This window comes from Christiangramia sabulilitoris (genome assembly GCF_007050985.1).
Taxonomy (GTDB): Bacteria; Bacteroidota; Bacteroidia; order Flavobacteriales; family Flavobacteriaceae; genus Christiangramia; species Christiangramia sabulilitoris.
Genome location: NZ_VHSF01000003.1, coordinates 159,193 through 178,138, shown reverse-complemented (window position 1 = coordinate 178,138; position 18,946 = coordinate 159,193). Strand labels below are relative to the sequence as shown.

Genomic DNA, 18,946 nt, shown 5'->3' with positions numbered 1-18,946 from the left:
TTAAAAAATTGAAAATGAAATAATTAATGCTATAATGGTAGCAATTGTTGCTAATGTAAAAAATATAATGTTCAGTATTATGAACTTTAAAATCGTTTTAACACGGCTCTGTTCATAGAAATTACGCATGGATTTATATAAATAGAAAACGAAAACGAAATTGGCCAGAGTATAACCCCATTCAGACTGAAGAAAATAATCTATAGTGTATCCTATGATATATAGTATAAAGAGGGTGGTTTGAACATGAAAAGCAAAGATGAGGTGCTCCATGTAATTAAACGACCGCCGTATATATAACAACCAGATAAACAAGGCGAAGACGGGCAAATAGAAGAATATTATAAATGGAAGCTTATTAACAAAATAATCAATGAATAATTGGGGGTTATTATCAAAAAGATCATACCTCATTGCTTTTTGGTAAAGCCACTTGTTCCAGCCCGTATTTTCGTACTCTAATTCAGTAATAGCATCATCGGGATTTATAGTATTTGTTTCCTTGTAATACCTGTAGAATATATTTAGTTTTTTCGCAGTTCGCGCCACTATATTTATTGTGTCCAGTTCTTTCTGGGACAGGTAAATATCCTTATAGGTCTTTTTTGCTTCCGGTTCTGAGGGCCCTATTTTATTTAAAAGGGAATCCATTTGAATATTATTTTTCTTTAAGGCCGGAATTTCATTCAGTTCATTTTTTAAAAGGCTGTCCTGCTTTATGGCAGCAACCCCTTCCCTTATTCCGGTTTCAGGATTTACAAACTGAGCTCCCTCAAATTTGTCAGAAATTCCGGAAATCAGAAAGAAAATTATGGAAGCACTTAGATAGAAACGAAAAGGATTTGCATAGCGCATCCTTTTCCCATTTACGTAGTCTTTTGAGATCTTTCCAGGGCTAAACAGCATCACTCTTATTGTTCTTTGGAACCTGGAGTCATAAGAAAACATTCCTGAAAAAAACTCTACGAAGAAATCACCAAAATTCAACTTTTTAGTTGAGTTCTTTTGGCCACAGTTTGGGCAGAAATGATCGCTTTTTTCCAGCGGAAGTTGGCAATTCAGGCAGGTAGTGCCGCGGTATTCATAAAGATTATCTCTTTTCAGATATTTTTCCAGCATGGGGAAAAGGTATTAATTTCGAATATTAATGGAATTCGCATATCCTACACCAATCATCCTGTCATATCTGGCCCCGGGAGTTCGGTAATACACAAGAATACTATAAAGGTTTTCCGTTTCATCAAAATTTCCGCTGATATATCCATCATCTATGCTGCCGTCTTCATTGAGTACGATATATCTATAGTTGTAATATCCCTGTTTAAACAATCTTGCTCCCTCATAATAACCGGTTTCTTCATTGTAGGCCATCAAAGTACTTTGGTCAAGTTCAAAATTATTAAAACCGCCATAGAGATGAATTTCTTTATTCTCTAGCACATCGTAGTTCTTTAATCTGAAATGTACCCAGATATAATCTGCTTCTATATCTGAATTTTGTGCCAGGATACTCCTAACCACGAATCCGCCGTTTATATCAGGGTTATAGGTATAAGGCTGGTCATTTCGGGTAAAATCCAGAAATAGATAATGATGGTAGAGTTCGTTGAGTTCTACACTGGCAATATCTGCGGTAGTGACCCTGAGATCTTTATTGTCAAACTGAAGAAATTCATTGCCACCCCAGAATGAAGATTGCTCATCATAGCGATAGATTAGCTCATTAGCGATCGTATACTGGGGTTCAAGGTTGTGAATGGCCCGCTTGAGATCATTATTCTGCACCAGGCTTACTTTGACGTTTTGCGCCGGATTCTTTAATAAAAGGTCGGGTGAATCTATACTGAAATTTACGGTTTGCTTTTCATCAATATAGGTAAGGTCCCGGCTGCGTCTCACTTCTGCACTTACTCTGGCCAGAGGTTCATACACCATGAATTTCCTGGAAAAAACCAGCTCACGGTTGCTGTTATAAATACTCAGGAGGTAATTGCCGGAAACTTTAAGGCCCTTAACATTATTGTTGGGGATAGAAAGTTCATAATGGGTATAAGGTTGCAGGGTGTTCAGGGCATTTGTATAGTTAATGATCCTCACATTATCGAAGCCTTCCAGGAATTCATTTTTACTCAGCTGGCTGGGTGTCCAGTCGAAATTATAGTGATCTATGGTATAATAATAATCGGCTTCATCACCGATAATATCATCAAAACTAAGCCTGAGATAACTCCCCAGTCTGGTAACCGGATTCGTCTGATTTTCGGGGGTATCTCCCTGGAAAATTATAGTGCGGATAAATGCCGGAGCCGGAGTTTCCTGTGCCGTCTGGCATCTGCTCTGTATAGTTAATCCTCCAATGATCAAAAATAAAAGAAACGCTCTCATATAATTTATAATAAACAAAGTTAATAGAAATAAGCGTTTTGCAGGAATTTATTTTAACAGTTGACCAAACTAAAATTCTAATAATTCTTGGGATATATGGAGTGAAAATTCATAAATTTGCACGACTTTAAACTAAAAATTTTAACATACACTCCATCCTATGTCAAAAGACATTCGAATTAAAAGAGGATTATCTCTGCGATTAGAAGGGGCGGCGGAAAAAGAGCTTGTTAAAGCTCCCAGATCAAAAACTTATGCGATCAAACCGCCAGATTTTCACACTGTAGTACCAAAAATGGTTGTTAAAGAAGGAGCAAAACTTCTTGCCGGTGATGAATTATTCTATTCAAAATATACAGATCAAATTCGCTTTACTACACCCGTAAGCGGTGTGCTTAAAGAAATTAAAAGAGGAGATAAAAGAAGGATCCTTGAAATCATCATCGAAGCAGATGTCGAAGATACTTACCGTGATTTTGGTAAGATGGACGCTTCTAAAGCAGATGCCAAGGATGTAAAGGAAAGAATCCTCGAAAGCGGTTGTGGTGCCTTTATTATTCAGCGGCCTTATGATATTGTGGCTGATCCTAAGGATACTCCAAAAGCAATCTTTATTTCGGCGGTGACTACAGCGCCTCTGGCTGCAGATAAAGGTTTTATCATTAAAGATAAGATCGAAGCATTTCAGGAAGGAATAAACGCTCTTAGAAAGCTTACTCCCGGAAAAGTGCATGTTTCTGTAGATGATAGTTCTGCTGAGTACCTGAAGAATATTCAGGGTGTGGAGCTACATCACGTTAAAGGAGCTCATCCTGCCGGAAATGTTGGTGTTCAGATTCATAAGATCGATCCTTTAAACAGGGGAGAAAGAGTATGGACCGTGGGTGTGGAAGATGTTGCGATTATTGGAAATGTATTCCTTACCGGTCAATATCGTGCTGAGCGCACTATAGCTGTAACAGGTAGTGAAGCTAAAGATAGAAAGTACTACCACGGGATTATTGGAGGTAATGTGGCAGATCTTATTGGCCAGACATCAGAAGATGTTAGAATTATCTCTGGTACTGTGTTGACAGGAACTAAGCTGTCTAATAACCAGTATTTAGGTTTTTACCCCAATGAAGTGACCCTGATACCTGAAGGTAATAACTACCGCATGTTTGGTTGGTTGCCTTTTACTTATAATAATATTCACTCAAATTCGCATACCTCGTTATCGTGGTTGTTTCCAAAAAGGAAATATACACCTACTACGAACCTTAATGTTGAAGAGCGTGCTTTAGTGGTGACAGGAGAGATGGAAGAGGTTTTACCTATGGATGTTTATCCTATGCAGCTCATTAAAGCCTGTATGGCCGGCGATATCGAAAAAATGGAAAATCTTGGTATTTACGAGGTTGCCCCGGAAGATTTTGCCCTGGTTGAATATGTGAACACCTCTAAAATTGAAATCCAGGAAGTAATAAGACTTGGTCTGGATTTAATGATCACTGAAGTAGGTTAAAAAGCTGAAGAACTATGGAATGGATTAGACAAAGATTAGATAAAATAAAGGAGCCTTTTAGCAAGGGTCAGAAACTGGAAAAGTATGCCCCGGCGATCAACGCTTTGGATACTTTCCTTTTTACTCCTAATCATACAACTCAAAAAGGAGCTCACATACGTGATGCGGTAGACTTAAAAAGAACCATGATCACTGTGGTTCTTGCTCTTGTACCGGCACTTATCTTCGGGATGTGGAATGGCGGATATCAATATTTACATCAATTACCAGAATATGCAGATGGTGTTCCTTTTATGGATGCTTTCCTGCACGGAGCCTGGAAAATATTACCGATGATCGCTGTTTCTTATGGTGTGGGTCTGGGAATAGAATTCGCCTTCGCGATCTTTAGAGGTCACGAAGTAAATGAAGGATACCTGGTTACAGGTTTATTAATCCCTATGATCATGCCAATAGATATTCCACTATGGATGGTGGCTTTATCTGTTGTTTTTGCAGTATTAATTGGTAAAGAGGCCTTTGGAGGTACGGGAATGAACATTCTTAACCCTGCACTTACAGCCAGAGCTTTTGCTTTCTTCGCATATCCAACTTACATGTCTGGTAACACCGTATGGGTAAGTAACGCCGGTGAAGTAGATGCGGTTTCTGGTGAAACTATCCTTGGTAAACTTGCGGCAGGAAACGATGTAGGATACTCTGCTATGGATATGTTCTCTGGAATGATCCCGGGATCTATTGCAGAAACATCTGCAATCTGTATTCTGGCAGGTGCGCTGATATTGATACTTACTAAGGTTGGAAGCTGGAGAATTATATTAAGTGCCTTTATTGGTGCTGCTGTAATGGGATTCATTTTCAACTCATTGCCTGCATTAGGTGTAGAAGGAAATGAACTTACTAACTTTCCCTGGTATCTTCACCTTATTGTTGGTGGACTTGCCTTTGGTATCGTATTTATGGCTACAGACCCCGTTTCTGCTGCCCAAACCTACAAGGGTAAATGGATCTACGGTTTCCTGATTGGATTTCTTTCAGTAATGATCAGGATCTTTAACCCCGCATATCCTGAAGGAGTAATGCTTGGAATTTTGTTGATGAATGTTTTTGCGCCAACTATAGATCACTATGTGATTCAGTCTAACATCAACAGAAGAAAGAAAAGACTTAAAAATGCTAACCCTCAAGTAGAAACAGCAGTTTAGTTATGGAAGAGAAATCAGTAAATAAAACAAACAGTAACGGCTATACTTTTATGTTTGCCGTGATCATGGTGGTCGTGGTAGCCGCAGTACTTGCGTTTGCTGCAACTTCCCTTCAGCCTACTCAGCAGGAAAATGTGCGTAAAGAAAAAATGCAGAATATTCTTGCTACCGTTGGGATAGAAACCGACCGAGACGGAGCGAAAGAATTATACGACCAGTATATCGTTGAAGAGATCGCTCTGAGAGAAGATGGGACTGCAGATGAATCTATAGATGCCTTTAAAGTTGATTTAGCCAAAGAGCTGAAGAAGCCGGTAGAGGAGCAGGTGTTTCCATTATATATTGCCGAAGTTGAGGGCTCCAGATATTATATCGTGCCGTTAAGAGGTAATGGACTTTGGAATGCGATTTTCGGGTATATCTCTCTTAAAGATGATGTAAATACTATCAAGGGGGCAACCTTTGATCACCTTGGTGAAACTCCTGGACTTGGAGCAGAGATCACTAAAGAATGGTTCAAAAAGAAATTTGAGAACGAAAGAATATTCGATTCAAGTGGTAACCTTGTAGGTGTATCTGTGGTTAAAGGTGATATTGATCCTTCGAATAAAGAGGATAATAAGGTTGATGCTATTTCTGGTGCGACCATTACCGGAGATGGAGTTTCTGATATGATCTCTGAAAGGTTGAAACGTTATTTGCCTTACTTCAGGACACAAACCGATATTAAAGTAGCAATAAAATAATTATGGCTAAAGAGACAAAATTCAACTCTGCTAAAGAGGAAGAGAAAAAGCAGGAAATGATCCTTTTTCTATCAGATTCTGAAGAAAAAGAGCATTTTCTTTCGAAGGGAAACAGAAAATTATTATCAGATCCTTTAGATGATAATAACCCGATCACGGTACAGGTACTGGGAATTTGTTCAGCTTTGGCGATTACAGTTCAGCTGGAGCCGGCCATAGTTATGGCGATCGCGGTAATGGTGGTAATGGCTTTTAGTAACATGATCATTTCTATGTTACGTAATCTAATTCCAAGCCGTATTCGTATTATCGTGCAGTTAGTGGTGGTAGCATCACTGGTGATCCTGGTAAGTGAGGTTTTGAAAGCTTATGCATTTGATGTAAGTAAACAGCTTTCTGTATTTGTTGGTCTTATTATAACCAACTGTATTGTAATGGGACGTCTGGAAGCTTTTGCCTTAGGTAATGGTGTTTATAAATCATTTCTTGATGGTATAGGAAATGCTGCGGGATATGGATTGATCCTTATCATCGTAGCCTTTTTCAGAGAGCTGCTTGGATCAGGTAAATTATTTGGATTTGAAGTATTAGGTCATCAGGCCGCTACACTTTCTGAATCTACCGGTCTTTACGCCCTGGGCTATGAGAACAACGGTTTAATGTTATTATCCCCGATGGCTCTTATTGTAGTAGGGCTTATTATCTGGGTACAACGTGCCAGAAACCGTAAACTAATCGAAGAAAACTAATAGCTGAACAGCAAAAAAGTATAAGAAATGGACTTAGTTAATCTATTTGTAAGAAGTATTTTCATTGAAAATATGATATTCGCCTATTTCCTGGGAATGTGTTCCTACCTGGCGGTATCAAAAACTGTAAAAACAGCTGTTGGTTTAGGTGCTGCCGTAATCTTTGTATTACTGGTTACAGTACCAATTAACTTTTTGTTGGACAATTACCTGCTTAAACCTGGTGCTTTAACTTGGTTGGGTGCAGAATATGCTGAGGTAGATCTTAGTTTCCTGAGTTTTATCATGTTCATTGCGGTAATCGCATCTATGGTACAGCTGGTGGAAATGATCGTGGAAAAATTTGCTCCTGCACTTTATGGTGCTCTGGGGATTTTCCTTCCACTTATTGCAGTAAACTGTGCTATCCTTGGTGGGTCGCTTTTTATGCAACAAAAAGACTTTAGTGGGATTTCTGAAGCTGTTACCTACGGTTTAGGTAGTGGGATTGGATGGTTTCTTGCTATTCTGGCTATTGCCGCCATCAGAGAAAAAATTGCATACTCGAATGTTCCTGCACCATTAAAAGGCCTTGGTATCACCTTTATCATTACCGGCTTAATGGCACTTGGATTTATGAGTTTTATGGGAATTAAACTATAATCGTAAAGAAAGATTATGACAGTAATTATAGCAAGTATAGTAGTATTTTTAGTTCTGATTTTGTTGCTGGTTTCTATTTTATTGGGTGCCAAGGCAAAACTGACCCCTTCAGGTCCCGTAACTATCAATGTTAATAATGAAAAAGATATCGAGGTAGGTTCCGGAGGGACCTTACTTTCTACCCTTGGTGATAATAAACTTTTCCTTCCTTCGGCCTGTGGTGGAGGTGGAACCTGTATCCAGTGTAAATGTATAGTGGAAGAAGGTGGTGGAGCTATCCTTCCTACCGAAGAACCTCACTTTACCCGTAAAGAGATCGCAGATGGATGGAGACTTGGTTGCCAGGTGAAGGTGAAGCAGGATATGAAAATTACCATTCCTGAGGAAGTCTTCGGAATTAAGAAATGGGATGCGACCGTGGTTAGAAACTATAACGTGGCCTCATTTATTAAAGAGTTCGTGGTAGAGATTCCAGAGCCAATGGATTACAAAGCCGGTGGTTATATTCAAATTGAAATTCCTAAAACGGAAGTTAAGTTTGAAGATATGGATATCACCGCTCACCCTGAAGAGCATGAAACTCCAGACAAATTTAAAGCTGAGTGGGATAAGTTTAACTTATGGCCTTTAGTGATGAAAAACCCGGAGACTGTGGAAAGAGCTTATTCTATGGCTTCTTATCCGGCAGAAGGGCGTGAGATCATGCTTAACGTTCGTATTGCGACGCCACCATGGGACAGAGCAAAGGACGGATGGATGGATGTCAACCCAGGGGTTGCCTCATCTTATATCTTTAGTCTGAAAAAAGGAGATAAAGTAGTGATTTCAGGACCTTATGGTGAATTCTTTATCAACGAAAGTGATGCTGAAATGCTTTACGTTGGTGGTGGAGCCGGAATGGCGCCAATGAGATCTCACCTGTATCACCTGTTCAGAACATTGAAGACCGGTAGAAAAGTAACCTACTGGTATGGTGGTAGATCTAAACGTGAACTTTTCTATACTGAACACTTTAGAGCACTGGAAAGAGATTTCCCTAATTTCAAATTCTACCTGGCCCTTTCTGAGCCTATGGAAGAAGATAACTGGAAAGTTAAATCCAGTCTTGATGATGAAGGTGATGGTTTTGTAGGATTCATACACCAGGTGGTAATAGATAATTATTTATCTCATCACGAAGAGCCGGAAGAAATAGAATTATACTTCTGTGGACCGCCATTAATGAACAAAGCCGTTCAAAAAATGGGAGAGGACTTCGGAATTCCACCAGAGAATATCAGATTTGATGACTTTGGAGGATAATAAATACAATCCCGCTTCGGCGGGATTTTTTTATATTTAAGCTATGCCTAAATTAACCGAACAGGAACTGCATAACCTCGCGATGAATATCGTGGGAAAAGATCTTGAAGATAATGGATATGAATTTCTTGGCGTAAATAGTAAGCTGAAAAGAAACCCTCAATTCGTTGCTTTAAAAGAATCTAAACTTCATTTCGTCATTGTCAGGGCCATTGAGTATCCAGATGATCCCGCCGCCTTTGATCCTGCCTTTATGAAAGACATTAAGGAACATGCTGAAAAATTCAATGCCCGTACTTTTTACGCCGGTGTAGGATTGGCAAATTCCACCGATTATGAGAAACCAATAACCAGCGATGAGGATTATATTGTAAACTATTCGGGCTGGAAAGAATTTTAATTATGAAGAAAATTTCTCTTTTCCTTATTTCTTTTTTATTCCTTATCTCCTGTAAATCTGAGAAAACGACCGAAAGCCATCGTTATAACGGTGAAGCTTTGGGTACAACCTATAATATCAGGTATTTTTCAGACAGGGACCTTGATTTTGAAAAGTCCCTGGATAGCATAATTGAGGAGATCAATTCTTCTATGAGCACCTATCTTGTCAAATCTGATATTTCACGAATAAACCGCGGGGATACCACGGTAACAGTGGATAAGAATTTCGAGAAGGTATTCAACGCTTCCAATAAGATTTTTAAGGAGAGTGATGGCTTTTTTGATCCAACTGTTGGGGTCTTGGTCAATGCTTATGGATTTGGTCCCGCGAAACCTCTTAAATCAATTAGCGCTGATTCACTGGATTCTCTAAGAAATCTGGTTGGTTTTAATAAAGTGACGTTAACAGATAAGCTTACCATAAAGAAAGAGCATCCGGCAATTTACCTAGATTTTAATGCGATCGCCAAAGGATATGCTATAGATGTGATCGCGGAATATCTGGAATCTAAGGATGTGGAGAATTATCTTATAGAACTTGGCGGAGAACTGAGGGCTAAAGGAGAGAACCTGGGGAATAATGCTAATTGGGTAGTTGGTATCGACGATCCTGAACAGGTGGATGGAGAGCGAAGGTTACAGGCACGGGTAAAATTGCTTAATTCAGCGATGGCGACTTCTGGTAACTATAGAAAATACAGGGTAGATTCAATTACTGGTCAAAAATATGTACATACCATCAATCCAAAGACCGGTAAAGCTGAAAAGAGTAATGTACTAAGTGCATCTGTATTGGCAGAGAATTGCATGCTTGCCGATGGTTATGCTACGGCATTTATGGCGTTAGGTATTGAGAGGAGTACACAGCTTTTAAAAGAACTTGATGACGTGGAGGTGTATATTTTGTATTCTACACCAGCTGGTGATATGGACATATTCAGTACGCCCGGATTTAAGGAAAATATCCTGGATTAACTATTTGGTACAAACCGGGATGATCTCTCCCTGGGCAAGCCGGTATTTGTCCATCTCTTCCGGTGACAAGCTGGAGGTAAGATCTACCTCTTCCACCTTAAAACCGATATCTCTTAACTTATCAAAATAATCTCTGCCATAGACCCTCACATGATCATATTGCCCAAAAATCTTCGCTCTTTCTTTTGGGTCTGTGATGGAATCATCCTGAAATGTTTCTGCCCTTTCCATTTCCTGTGGAATTTGTAAAATAGCGGTTCCGCCCGGTTTCAGGATCCGGTAAAGCTCCTGCATGGCTTTGCGGTCATCTGGTATATGCTCCAGCACGTGGTTGCATAAAATAAAATCGAAACTATTATTATCAAATGGAAGATCGCAGATATCTGCTTTCACATCGGCCAGGGGTGATTCAAGATCTGTAGTGGTATAATCCAGATTTGGCAATTTTCTGAATCGCTTATAAAAAGCCTGTTCAGGAGCGAAATGCAGAACTTTATGCCGTCCGGTAAAAAAAGTGGTCTGTTCCTTTAAATAAAGCCATAAAAGCCTATGCCTCTCTAGGGAGAGGGTAGAGGGGGAAAGTACATTTTCCCGCTGGTTCTCGTAACCATAAGGTAAAAACTTCCTGAAACTGTTCCCGTCAATAGGGTCTGTATATCTCGTACCTTTAAGGTAAATCTTTAAAAACGGCCTTACCAGGTAACTAATTCTAATAAGAACAGGCCTGGGAATTGAATTTAAGGCCAGTTTAAAAAGATTACTCATTCTCTATACTTCGATATCTCCCCAGTTCTCACCCGATTTGATGCGGTATAATTGCATCTCGGAAACACCAAACTGCTTTGCCAGCACTCTGATACGGGTTTTTCTTTCAGGATCTAAAAGTTTTTTCTTCAGGATAACTGCCTGTGCATAGGTTAATTTAGAATAGGAGGTAACCTTTCTAAGTTTCCTCTTCTTTTTGTTTTCCTGCACCTTAGGACTGTTATATTGATGTTGGACCCATTCGTCTTTGGTGGCCCATGCCAAGTTAGAAACACGATTATCGTTCTTCACAAAATTCTTGTGGATCACATATTGATCGCCTTCTTTTTTCTCTAAAAACGTTTCTGCAATAATGCGATGAATGTAATACGTTTTATGTTTTCCATTCTTCAATTTTACCGCGAAGTTTAAATATCCACCTACTTTTCCGCCTTTCATTAGGTCTCCATCGGGATTTTTCAGATAACTGATCATTCTTCCGAAATTTGAGACTTTATAGATAAAGCGGTCTTCCCAGGAATCTTTGTGTAGGGTTTTCCAGATTTCCTGTCTGTAACTTTTAATCATAAACTTTTGCTCTAAATTCGTCTTCTTCTGTTGAATTGATTTTTAAGGATTCATAAATATATTTAAATGTTGATAGTAATTCTGGTTTGCCGTCCACCAGTGCAACATCGTGTTCAAAATGCGCACTAGGCTTATTATCTGCAGTTAGTATGGTCCAGCCATCGGGCAGCTGTTTGATTCTTTTAGTTCCCATGTTAATCATAGGTTCTATAGCAACCACCATTCCCTCGACAAATTTTTTACCTCTTCCTCTTTTTCCGTAGTTTGGCATCTCAGGATCCTCGTGCATGGTTCGGCCGAGACCGTGACCTACAAGCTCTCTTACTACGCCATAACCATGATCTTCAGTGTACTTCTGGATCGCATAACCTACATCACCAACACGGTTACCTGCTTTAAATTCTCTGATTCCAACGTAAAGCGACTCTTTGGTTACTTCAAGAAGCTTTTTTACTTCAGGAGCCACTTCACCTACTTCAAAGGTATAAGCGTGATCACCATAAAAACCATTTTTAATGGCGCCACAATCAATCGAAATAATATCTCCCTCACGAAGGGGTGTATCATTGGGAATTCCGTGTACCACCTGGGCATTAGGACTCATACATAAAGAATTAGGGAAATCATATAAACCCAGGAAGCCTGGTATTGCGTCATGATCTCTTATAAATTCTTCTGCCAGTTTATCCAGGTGTAACGTGGTTACTCCCGGTTTGATCTCTGGTGCGAGCATTCCTAATGTCTTTGAAACTACCAAAGCGCTCTCACGCATTAATTCTATCTCTTCTCTGGTCTTAGGTATTATCATATTCTATCTTACAATCTTCCGAATAAACCGGATCTTCTCTTTTTCTTTACGTTTTTCGGTAATCTTTCATTGCTTAACATCTGAAAGATCTCTCCCCAGCCTTTCATTCCTCCGAGGTTACGGTCATCAATATAAATATCGGCAAGAATTTTTCTGCTAATGGTGTTATCAAATTCTTCTTCCGGATAACTCTTATTGACGGCATAAAATTTTAATCCATTTTTTTCACAGAACTCAACAGCCTCCTCAAGCTTCTCACCGTGGCGATAGGTCCATAGGATGAGCCGGTGTCCTTCTTCCTGTAGTTTTCTCAGGGATTCGAAAGCAAAAAGTATAGGTTTTCCTATTTCAGGAAATCTGTTCTCTACTATAGTCCCGTCAAAATCAACTGCTAACGTAAGAGAATTGGGCATAATGCGAAATTAGTTAATATTTTCTACTTTAAAGGTTTAGGTGGGCATTAAGTTAATCTGCGTAGGAATTTTTGTACTCTTTGCCACTAACGATCTTAGCAATATCTTCCTCAATACTTTGTCCTTGGGGATATTCCACAAACCTGTTTACTTCCTTTCCATCCTTATAAAAGATGATCGTGGGAACCCGGTGAACTTCCAGTTCTTCTTCAACTTTATTGGGGGTGGTTTTATTGCGGTCTACCGCAACTAATTCCAACTTTTGATAATCATAATTTGCCTCGTCCAGTAATTTCAAAAATTTTGGAACCTCTCTTTTGCTGTCTCCACACCAGGTTCCCATCAAAACTTTGATCTCATAGTCATCAATGTTTTCCCTGATGGTTGCCATGGCTTCAGAATTTGGAGAGAAATCCTCGTACGCGGGCTGAAACCAGTTTGAAAAAGGTTTCTGCTGAAGTTCTTCCTTTGAAAAATCACCAAGCAACATATCTTTCTGCACTGTTTCTGTTTTAAGATCTTTCTTATTCTCGCTCAGATCTTTCGATTTATTTACATTGTTCCCGCAACTAAGTGCAATTGCGACAAAAAATATTAAAAACTTATTCATGATAAATTAAATTAAAGGGTCTTCTGTCATTAGATCTGGCTGGGTAATTCCCATCAGCTTTAATATGGTTGGGGCAATATTTCCAAGCTTGCCGTCTTTGATGCTTTTTACATCCTTGTCCATTAGTATTAAGGGTACAGGATTGGTGGTATGGGCTGTATTTGGACTTCCGTCAGGATTTTTCATCACTTCGCTGTTACCATGGTCGGCAATGATGATCACAGAATAATCGTGATCAAAAGCAGCTTCAGCAACTTCTTTAGCGCAAATATCAACGGTTTCGCAGGCCTTTACCGCTGCGTCAAAATCTCCAGTATGACCTACCATATCTGGATTGGCAAAGTTCAAACATATAAAATCTGCTGATTCCTTATCTATTTCGTGCAATATCTTCTCTTTGATCTCATATGCACTCATTTCCGGCTGAAGGTCATAAGTGGCGACCTTCGGGGAATTACACATGATCCTTTTCTCTCCTTCAAAAGGTTTTTCCCTGCCTCCGGAAAAGAAAAAAGTAACGTGGGGATATTTTTCAGTTTCGGCGATCCTTATTTGCTTTCTGCCTTCATATTCCAATACTTCCCCAAGAGTAGCTTTAATATTAGACTTTTGAAAAATGATATATATATTTTCAAAGGTGTCGTCATATTTGGTCATGGTAACATAATAAAGAGGCAGTTTTTTCATGTCATACTCAGGGAAATTATCCTGTGACAATGCCTGCGTAAGCTGTCTTCCACGATCTGTTCTGAAATTGAAATAGATAACCACATCTTTCTCATTCAGAGTAGCTATTGGTTCGCCAGCATCGTCTGTAAGAACAATTGGCTGAATGAACTCATCGCTTATTCCGTTATCATAACTTTCCTGAATAGCTGCAATAGCATCCCGGGTTTTCTTTCCTTCACCTTTTACGATCAGGTCGTAGGCCTGCTTTACTCTTTCCCAGCGTTTATCCCTGTCCATGGCATAATACCTGCCTATGACCGAAGCCAGTTTGGAATTGGTTTCTTCCAGGTGCTTATTAAGATACTCAATAAATCCTTTTCCGGAATGAGGGTCCACATCACGACCATCGGTAAAAGCATGGACATATTTGTCTTTAACTCCAAGGCTTTCTGCAGCAGATAACAAACCTTTTAAATGATTTATATGAGAATGTACGCCACCGTCACTAACAAGTCCCATAAAATGGACCGGTTTATTGTTTTTAACGGCATACTTTAGTGCAGTTTCAAGAACAGGTTCATCCTTTAATGTATCCTTTTCCACAGCCATATTGATCTTGACTAGGTCCTGGTAGACAATCCTGCCGGCACCAAGATTCATATGACCAACTTCAGAATTTCCCATTTGTCCTTCCGGCAGACCTACATTCATCCCGTCGGTTCGCAAAGAAGCATGAGGGAATTTTGAAGGCAGAGAATCCATAAAGGGTGTATTCGCTTTGGCTATGGCTGAAACTTCCTCATTTTGAGTAATTCCCCAGCCGTCAAGAATCATTAAGAGGACCTTTTTATGCATTGAATCTGAAATTTGAGGTTAAAGATAAAAACAATTGCCTGTAATGCCAGACCAACACCCTATAATGTTTTACTAAAACGAAACTCAGAATCGAGGCTGGATCTGGGGTTAGCATTCACGGAAATCAAATTCTAAAATATTTTAAAACCTGAATTCTGATGTTGGTTAACAAAATATTTAAAAATCCTGAGTTTTAAGCCCTTAAAAATTTAACAGTGATAATTTATATTCTTTAAAATATAGGCCATTGCTTTACGTTATCTATAGACCTTTAAAACCTTATTATATATACTATTATCAGCAAAATAAGGGCTCGAATTGTTAAAATTGGGCATTTTTTAAAATTGCCTTTTAAATTTTGTATGTTGGCAAGGCTTTTGGTTTTAATTAACAGAAATTAAAAAAAGAAATTATATGAAATATAGGATCCTTTCGGTTTTTGGAATGTTGCTTTTCTCATTCGCTTTCAGTAGTACCGCCGGGGTAGGTAAAACTATCGAGGCCAGGATAACTGAAAAACTTCCAGTAACCCCCGAGGCGATGGAATCTTCTGATGATAAGGTTGCAGAGCTTTATGAATCATTTTCCCTTAAAAATTCGACCATGCCTCAAATTGAAGTTTTCGAAAAGGCAATACTAGGCTACACCAAACTGGACGAAGCGGGAAAAGTTTCTAATCCATTATTAACGGTAATAGATTTTAATCTTTCTTCAACTAAAAAAAGAATGTGGATCCTAAATATGGACACCCGGGAAGTCGTTTTTAACACCTTCGTAGCTCACGGTAAGAATACGGGTGGGGAATTCGCGAAGAACTTTTCGAATAAGCAAAATTCTCATCAGAGTTCACTGGGCTTCTATGTTACCGGTGAGACTTATTATGGCAAAAACGGACTTTCACTTTTTATAGATGGAATGGAGAAGGAATTCAATTCTAATGCCCGTGCCAGATATGTGGTTATACACGGTGCAGATTATGCAGAACCATCGTTCATAAAGAGAATAGGGAGATTAGGCAGAAGTTATGGTTGTCCCGCGGTTCCTAATAAAATAGCCAAAGATTTGATCCATAAAATAAAAGGAAAATCGGTAGTTTACATTCATAAAAATGATGAAAATTATCTTTCGAAATCAGATTTTCTGAATGTATAGATCAGGCTGCGGGTTTTAATAAACTCCAGAGTTTTTGGTCCAGATCATAGATATCATTAATGAATTTAATGGTATCTTTTTTTTGATAGGCGGTCCAGTAAAAATGGTGAACTTTCACTTTCTGCTTTAATGCAATTTGGGTAGTTTTTCCAGACTTTAAAATTTCATCGATCTTTTTATCGGAATATTGTTCCTGGTCACTTAGAAGATAACCAGCTAATCCCAGCGCATCCTGCACCCTTACACAGCCAGAACTTTCTGCCCGGGCATTGTTTTCAAATAATTTTTTTGATGGTGTATCGTGCAAATAGATCATATATTCATTTGGGTATATGATCTTGACAATCCCTAGTGGATTTGAAGGGCCTGCCGGTTGCCGGAAGGTATAGGATAGTGCCTTGGAAGACGACCAGTTAATACTGGATGGATCTACAAGTTTTCCGTCGCTATCTAAAACCTGCAAATTCTTTTTCTTTAAATAGTCGGGATTCCTGGATGCTCCCGGAATTACATCATTCTTTTTAATGGTAGGCGGGATGGTCCAGGTGGGATTGTAGATAACATAACGTACTTCATCAGAAAATACAGGAGTTTTTCTCACCTGGGTACCAACCATGGTTTTGTGAGAACGAACGGTGTCTCCATCTTTAACCACGCTTAATTCATAGTTGGGAATATTTACAATGATATAATGCTCACCTAAATCTCTTGGATACCAGCGCCATCTTTCGAGGTTAATCAATAGCTGGTGCAATCTGTCTTCTTTGGTATAATTCAGGTTTTTGATAGTAGCATTTCCTAATAAAGCATCAATTTGAAGGTCATGTTCCTTTTGAAATTCTTTTAATGCATTTTGGATACTATCATTGAACTTAGTATTGGTGGAATCAATGCTTCCTTTATAGTAACCAAGTTCAGCAAGTCTTTTTGTAATCGAGAAAATTCGGTCATCAGATTCTCCTGGTTTTATCAGTTTTCCTGCCTCAATTTTAGTAGCAGGAGCATTCCGCCAGTTGGTTTTTTTGAATTCTTTTAAAGCATTTTTTAACCCGCGGTACACAATATGGTCTGGTTTTACCGAATTTAAAGTTCGATCTATATCAGCTTCAGACAAAGCGGTATTTAAAAGCGCTACCGCATCAATCTCATTTAGTGGGGTTCCCCAGATCTCATAGATATCTTTAGGATTTAATTTGCCGTTACCCAGATCTTTTGCAAGCCTTAAGAACGAATCTGTTAGCAGGATTTCCAGCAGGGAGTTTTCTTCTTCTGAATTCGTTACTATAGAGGCCAGTAACTTTTGAAGCTTTTCTCCATGGTAATCTTCAAAGAACAATCCTTCTTCTTCAATATTCTCTATGTTTCTGAATAGCGCCTTTCTAAGTTCATTTTTAGACCAGACTGGCTCAAACTCGTTTCCCTGATAAAATTTCGTTACTAACTCAGGGTCATAAATGATTTCAGAACCTTCAGGACTATCTTCCAGGAAATCTTCAATTTCTCCACTGTCTGTTAATTCAGTGACCTCTGCTGCACTGGCAGATTCTACAGTCCCGTTCTCCCCATCGTAAGAAGAGGTTTTAGGGTCATTTTTACAACTGCTCATTAAGAACAGGCAGGTCACTACGAATATATAGGGAGAAAATCGCATAGTTTAAGTAGGATATGTAGTTCGGGCCATTTTTAAGCCCGAACGTCTGAGTAGGATTCGTTTCTGTCAAATTGAACCTCGGCAAAAGGGCACAGCGGTTCTATTTTGAAATTATTTTCCCGGGCGTATTCAACGCTTTTTTTAACCAGGCTGGAGGCTATTCCCTGGTTTTCCATTTGGCGTTTAACCTCAGTATGATCTATGGTCAGGATATTATTTTCATCTTTATGATAAGTCAATTCGCCTATTAATCCCTTATCATTTTCGATATAGAACATTCCCCGGCTGTGACTTTCCTTATGTTTGATCTCCATGATTACTTTTGAAAAATTCCATCTACGATACCATATTCCATAGATTCATTGGCATCCATCCAATAATCACGGTTAAAGTCTTTAAGTACTTTTTCAACAGTTTGCCCGCAGTTTTCTGCAAGGATCTCTGCACTTAAATGTTTTGTTTTAAGGATCTCATTAGCCGCTATCTCAATATTAGAAGCCTGTCCTCTTGCACCGCCGCTAGGTTGGTGGATCATCACTTTAGCATGAGGTTGAATGAATCTTCTGCCTTTTTTTCCGGCAGAAAGCAGGATAGATCCCATAGATGCAGCCAGGCCGGTGCAAATCGTAGATACCGGGGAATTAAGGCTCATTATGGTATCATACATAGCGAAACCATCGGTTACATAACCTCCCGGACTATTAATAAATAATTGAATTTCATCATCACCTTCAAGATCAAGATATTCCAGCCTGTCTATGACATGTTTAGCAGATTTATCATTGACTTCACCCCACAAATAAATTTTTCTTTTTTCTAATAATTTACCTTCGATTAAATCCTGAATCTTACCGTTTTTGCTTTTCATGAAATTCATTTATGTGTATTTGTCTTATTAAAGTCGAAGCTAAAAATATGACTATTTTAGCAGAAAACAGAATCATGGAAGTGGCATTTAACAAGATTTTAAAAGAAGGTTCAGGCAAGGTTATACCCTACCTTAAAAAATTATATAGAGAGCCACCTTCTGATGAAATTTTGCATAAAAGATTGCTGGAAATGTTCGATCAGAATTACGAATGTTTTGGAATTTATATGGAAAAACGCCTGATTGGAGTCTTTGGTTTATGGTTTATGACCAGGCATTATGCCGGTAGATCCTGTGAGGTAGATCATATTTATATAGACGATGCTTTTCAAAGAAAGGGAATAGGCCAGAGCCTTTTTGAATTTATTCATGAATATGTAGCTGCAAAAGGTTGTGAAACAGTTGAGTTGAATAGCTATGTGGAAAATTTTCCCTCGCACAAATTCTATATGAATTTAGGTTATATTATTAGGGGGTATCATTTTTTAAAAAAGCTGTGATATTGTTTGGATTTTGGAATTGTTTCAGATTATATTTGCAGCGATAGGCGGGAGTAGCTCAGTTGGTAGAGCGTCAGCCTTCCAAGCTGAATGTCGCCGGTTCGAACCCGGTCTCCCGCTCTAAAAGCTTCATCGAAAA

The 18,946-nt window shown here is 38.9% G+C and carries 21 protein-coding genes and 1 tRNA gene; 11 read left to right on the top strand and 11 right to left on the bottom strand.

Annotated features, from left to right (window positions below; translation table 11 throughout):
- Positions 1 to 1,119: a DUF3667 domain-containing protein gene (locus tag FGM01_RS11065; protein ID WP_143411237.1), complete on the bottom strand. Its 1,119-nt coding sequence runs from the start codon at positions 1,117 to 1,119 to the stop codon at positions 1 to 3.
- A 12-nt stretch (positions 1,120 to 1,131) separates the two neighbouring features.
- The gene (locus tag FGM01_RS11060; RefSeq protein ID WP_143411236.1) at positions 1,132 to 2,385 is read right to left on the bottom strand and encodes a type IX secretion system plug protein; all 1,254 of its coding nucleotides are present in this window, start codon (positions 2,383 to 2,385) and stop codon (positions 1,132 to 1,134) included.
- 160 nt (positions 2,386 to 2,545) lie between these two features.
- Here FGM01_RS11060 and FGM01_RS11055 point away from each other — a divergent pair, with 160 nt between their 5' ends.
- From FGM01_RS11055 to FGM01_RS11020, 8 genes are read left to right on the top strand one after another with little or no spacing between them, the layout of a single operon-like run.
- Positions 2,546 to 3,889, top strand: coding sequence for a Na(+)-translocating NADH-quinone reductase subunit A (locus FGM01_RS11055; RefSeq protein WP_143411235.1), 1,344 nt, complete (start codon positions 2,546 to 2,548; stop codon positions 3,887 to 3,889).
- 14 nt (positions 3,890 to 3,903) lie between these two features.
- Positions 3,904 to 5,094 carry an NADH:ubiquinone reductase (Na(+)-transporting) subunit B gene (locus tag FGM01_RS11050; RefSeq protein ID WP_143411234.1) on the top strand — a complete coding sequence of 397 codons (1,191 nt, stop codon included), beginning with the start codon at positions 3,904 to 3,906 and terminating at the stop codon, positions 5,092 to 5,094.
- Positions 5,095 to 5,096: 2 nt separating this feature from the next.
- Positions 5,097 to 5,840 carry a Na(+)-translocating NADH-quinone reductase subunit C gene (locus FGM01_RS11045; RefSeq protein WP_143411233.1) on the top strand — a complete coding sequence of 248 codons (744 nt, stop codon included), beginning with the start codon at positions 5,097 to 5,099 and terminating at the stop codon, positions 5,838 to 5,840.
- A 2-nt stretch (positions 5,841 to 5,842) separates the two neighbouring features.
- The gene (locus FGM01_RS11040; protein WP_143411232.1) at positions 5,843 to 6,589 is read left to right on the top strand and encodes an NADH:ubiquinone reductase (Na(+)-transporting) subunit D; all 747 of its coding nucleotides are present in this window, start codon (positions 5,843 to 5,845) and stop codon (positions 6,587 to 6,589) included.
- A gap of 27 nt (positions 6,590 to 6,616) precedes the next feature.
- Positions 6,617 to 7,231, top strand: a complete 615-nt coding sequence (nqrE, locus tag FGM01_RS11035; RefSeq protein ID WP_143411231.1) for an NADH:ubiquinone reductase (Na(+)-transporting) subunit E — start codon at positions 6,617 to 6,619, stop codon at positions 7,229 to 7,231.
- A gap of 15 nt (positions 7,232 to 7,246) precedes the next feature.
- Positions 7,247 to 8,533 carry an NADH:ubiquinone reductase (Na(+)-transporting) subunit F gene (gene nqrF, locus FGM01_RS11030; protein ID WP_143411230.1) on the top strand — a complete coding sequence of 429 codons (1,287 nt, stop codon included), beginning with the start codon at positions 7,247 to 7,249 and terminating at the stop codon, positions 8,531 to 8,533.
- Between the two features lie 43 nt (positions 8,534 to 8,576).
- Complete coding sequence (locus FGM01_RS11025; protein WP_143411229.1) at positions 8,577 to 8,933, top strand: Na(+)-translocating NADH-quinone reductase subunit F; 357 nt, start codon at positions 8,577 to 8,579, stop codon at positions 8,931 to 8,933.
- Between the two features lie 2 nt (positions 8,934 to 8,935).
- Positions 8,936 to 9,949, top strand: a complete 1,014-nt coding sequence (locus tag FGM01_RS11020) for an FAD:protein FMN transferase (RefSeq protein WP_143411228.1) — start codon at positions 8,936 to 8,938, stop codon at positions 9,947 to 9,949.
- On the opposite strand, the gene FGM01_RS11015 is transcribed toward FGM01_RS11020, so the two are convergent.
- Genes FGM01_RS11015 through gpmI form a run of 6 tightly spaced genes read right to left on the bottom strand, consistent with a single transcriptional unit; the run spans position 9,950 to position 14,636 of the window.
- Positions 9,950 to 10,714: a class I SAM-dependent methyltransferase gene (locus FGM01_RS11015; RefSeq protein ID WP_143411227.1), complete on the bottom strand. Its 765-nt coding sequence runs from the start codon at positions 10,712 to 10,714 to the stop codon at positions 9,950 to 9,952.
- 3 nt (positions 10,715 to 10,717) lie between these two features.
- Positions 10,718 to 11,281: an HNH endonuclease gene (locus FGM01_RS11010; RefSeq protein WP_143411226.1), complete on the bottom strand. Its 564-nt coding sequence runs from the start codon at positions 11,279 to 11,281 to the stop codon at positions 10,718 to 10,720.
- Positions 11,274 to 12,089 (bottom strand): type I methionyl aminopeptidase, encoded by an 816-nt coding sequence (map, locus tag FGM01_RS11005; RefSeq protein WP_143411225.1) that lies wholly within the window; start codon positions 12,087 to 12,089, stop codon positions 11,274 to 11,276. The genes FGM01_RS11010 and map overlap by 8 nt, the downstream gene beginning before the upstream one ends.
- Before the next feature lie 8 nt (positions 12,090 to 12,097).
- Complete coding sequence (locus tag FGM01_RS11000; protein ID WP_143411224.1) at positions 12,098 to 12,502, bottom strand: BT0820 family HAD-type phosphatase; 405 nt, start codon at positions 12,500 to 12,502, stop codon at positions 12,098 to 12,100.
- A 52-nt stretch (positions 12,503 to 12,554) separates the two neighbouring features.
- Positions 12,555 to 13,112: a thioredoxin family protein gene (locus FGM01_RS10995; protein ID WP_143411223.1), complete on the bottom strand. Its 558-nt coding sequence runs from the start codon at positions 13,110 to 13,112 to the stop codon at positions 12,555 to 12,557.
- A 6-nt stretch (positions 13,113 to 13,118) separates the two neighbouring features.
- Positions 13,119 to 14,636, bottom strand: a complete 1,518-nt coding sequence (gene gpmI, locus FGM01_RS10990) for a 2,3-bisphosphoglycerate-independent phosphoglycerate mutase (protein ID WP_143411222.1) — start codon at positions 14,634 to 14,636, stop codon at positions 13,119 to 13,121.
- Between the two features lie 414 nt (positions 14,637 to 15,050).
- On the opposite strand from gpmI, the gene FGM01_RS10985 reads away from it, so the two are divergent.
- Positions 15,051 to 15,788 carry a murein L,D-transpeptidase catalytic domain family protein gene (locus tag FGM01_RS10985; RefSeq protein ID WP_143411221.1) on the top strand — a complete coding sequence of 246 codons (738 nt, stop codon included), beginning with the start codon at positions 15,051 to 15,053 and terminating at the stop codon, positions 15,786 to 15,788.
- A 1-nt stretch (position 15,789) separates the two neighbouring features.
- Here FGM01_RS10985 and FGM01_RS10980 read toward each other — a convergent pair whose 3' ends face one another.
- Genes FGM01_RS10980 through FGM01_RS10970 form a run of 3 tightly spaced genes read right to left on the bottom strand, consistent with a single transcriptional unit; the run spans position 15,790 to position 18,307 of the window.
- Positions 15,790 to 17,439 carry a L,D-transpeptidase family protein gene (locus FGM01_RS10980; RefSeq protein WP_143411220.1) on the bottom strand — a complete coding sequence of 550 codons (1,650 nt, stop codon included), beginning with the start codon at positions 17,437 to 17,439 and terminating at the stop codon, positions 15,790 to 15,792.
- Between the two features lie 32 nt (positions 17,440 to 17,471).
- On the bottom strand, positions 17,472 to 17,753 hold the full coding sequence (locus tag FGM01_RS10975; protein ID WP_143411219.1) for a GNAT family N-acetyltransferase: 282 nt from the start codon (positions 17,751 to 17,753) through the stop codon (positions 17,472 to 17,474).
- A gap of 2 nt (positions 17,754 to 17,755) precedes the next feature.
- Positions 17,756 to 18,307: a ClpP family protease gene (locus FGM01_RS10970; RefSeq protein ID WP_143411218.1), complete on the bottom strand. Its 552-nt coding sequence runs from the start codon at positions 18,305 to 18,307 to the stop codon at positions 17,756 to 17,758.
- Positions 18,308 to 18,354: 47 nt separating this feature from the next.
- Between FGM01_RS10970 and FGM01_RS10965 the strand changes: the two genes are divergently transcribed.
- On the top strand, positions 18,355 to 18,807 hold the full coding sequence (locus FGM01_RS10965) for a GNAT family N-acetyltransferase (RefSeq protein ID WP_243735793.1): 453 nt from the start codon (positions 18,355 to 18,357) through the stop codon (positions 18,805 to 18,807).
- Between the two features lie 47 nt (positions 18,808 to 18,854).
- A tRNA-Gly gene (locus FGM01_RS10960) sits at positions 18,855 to 18,927 on the top strand.
- The last annotated feature ends 19 nt before the right edge of the window (positions 18,928 to 18,946 follow it).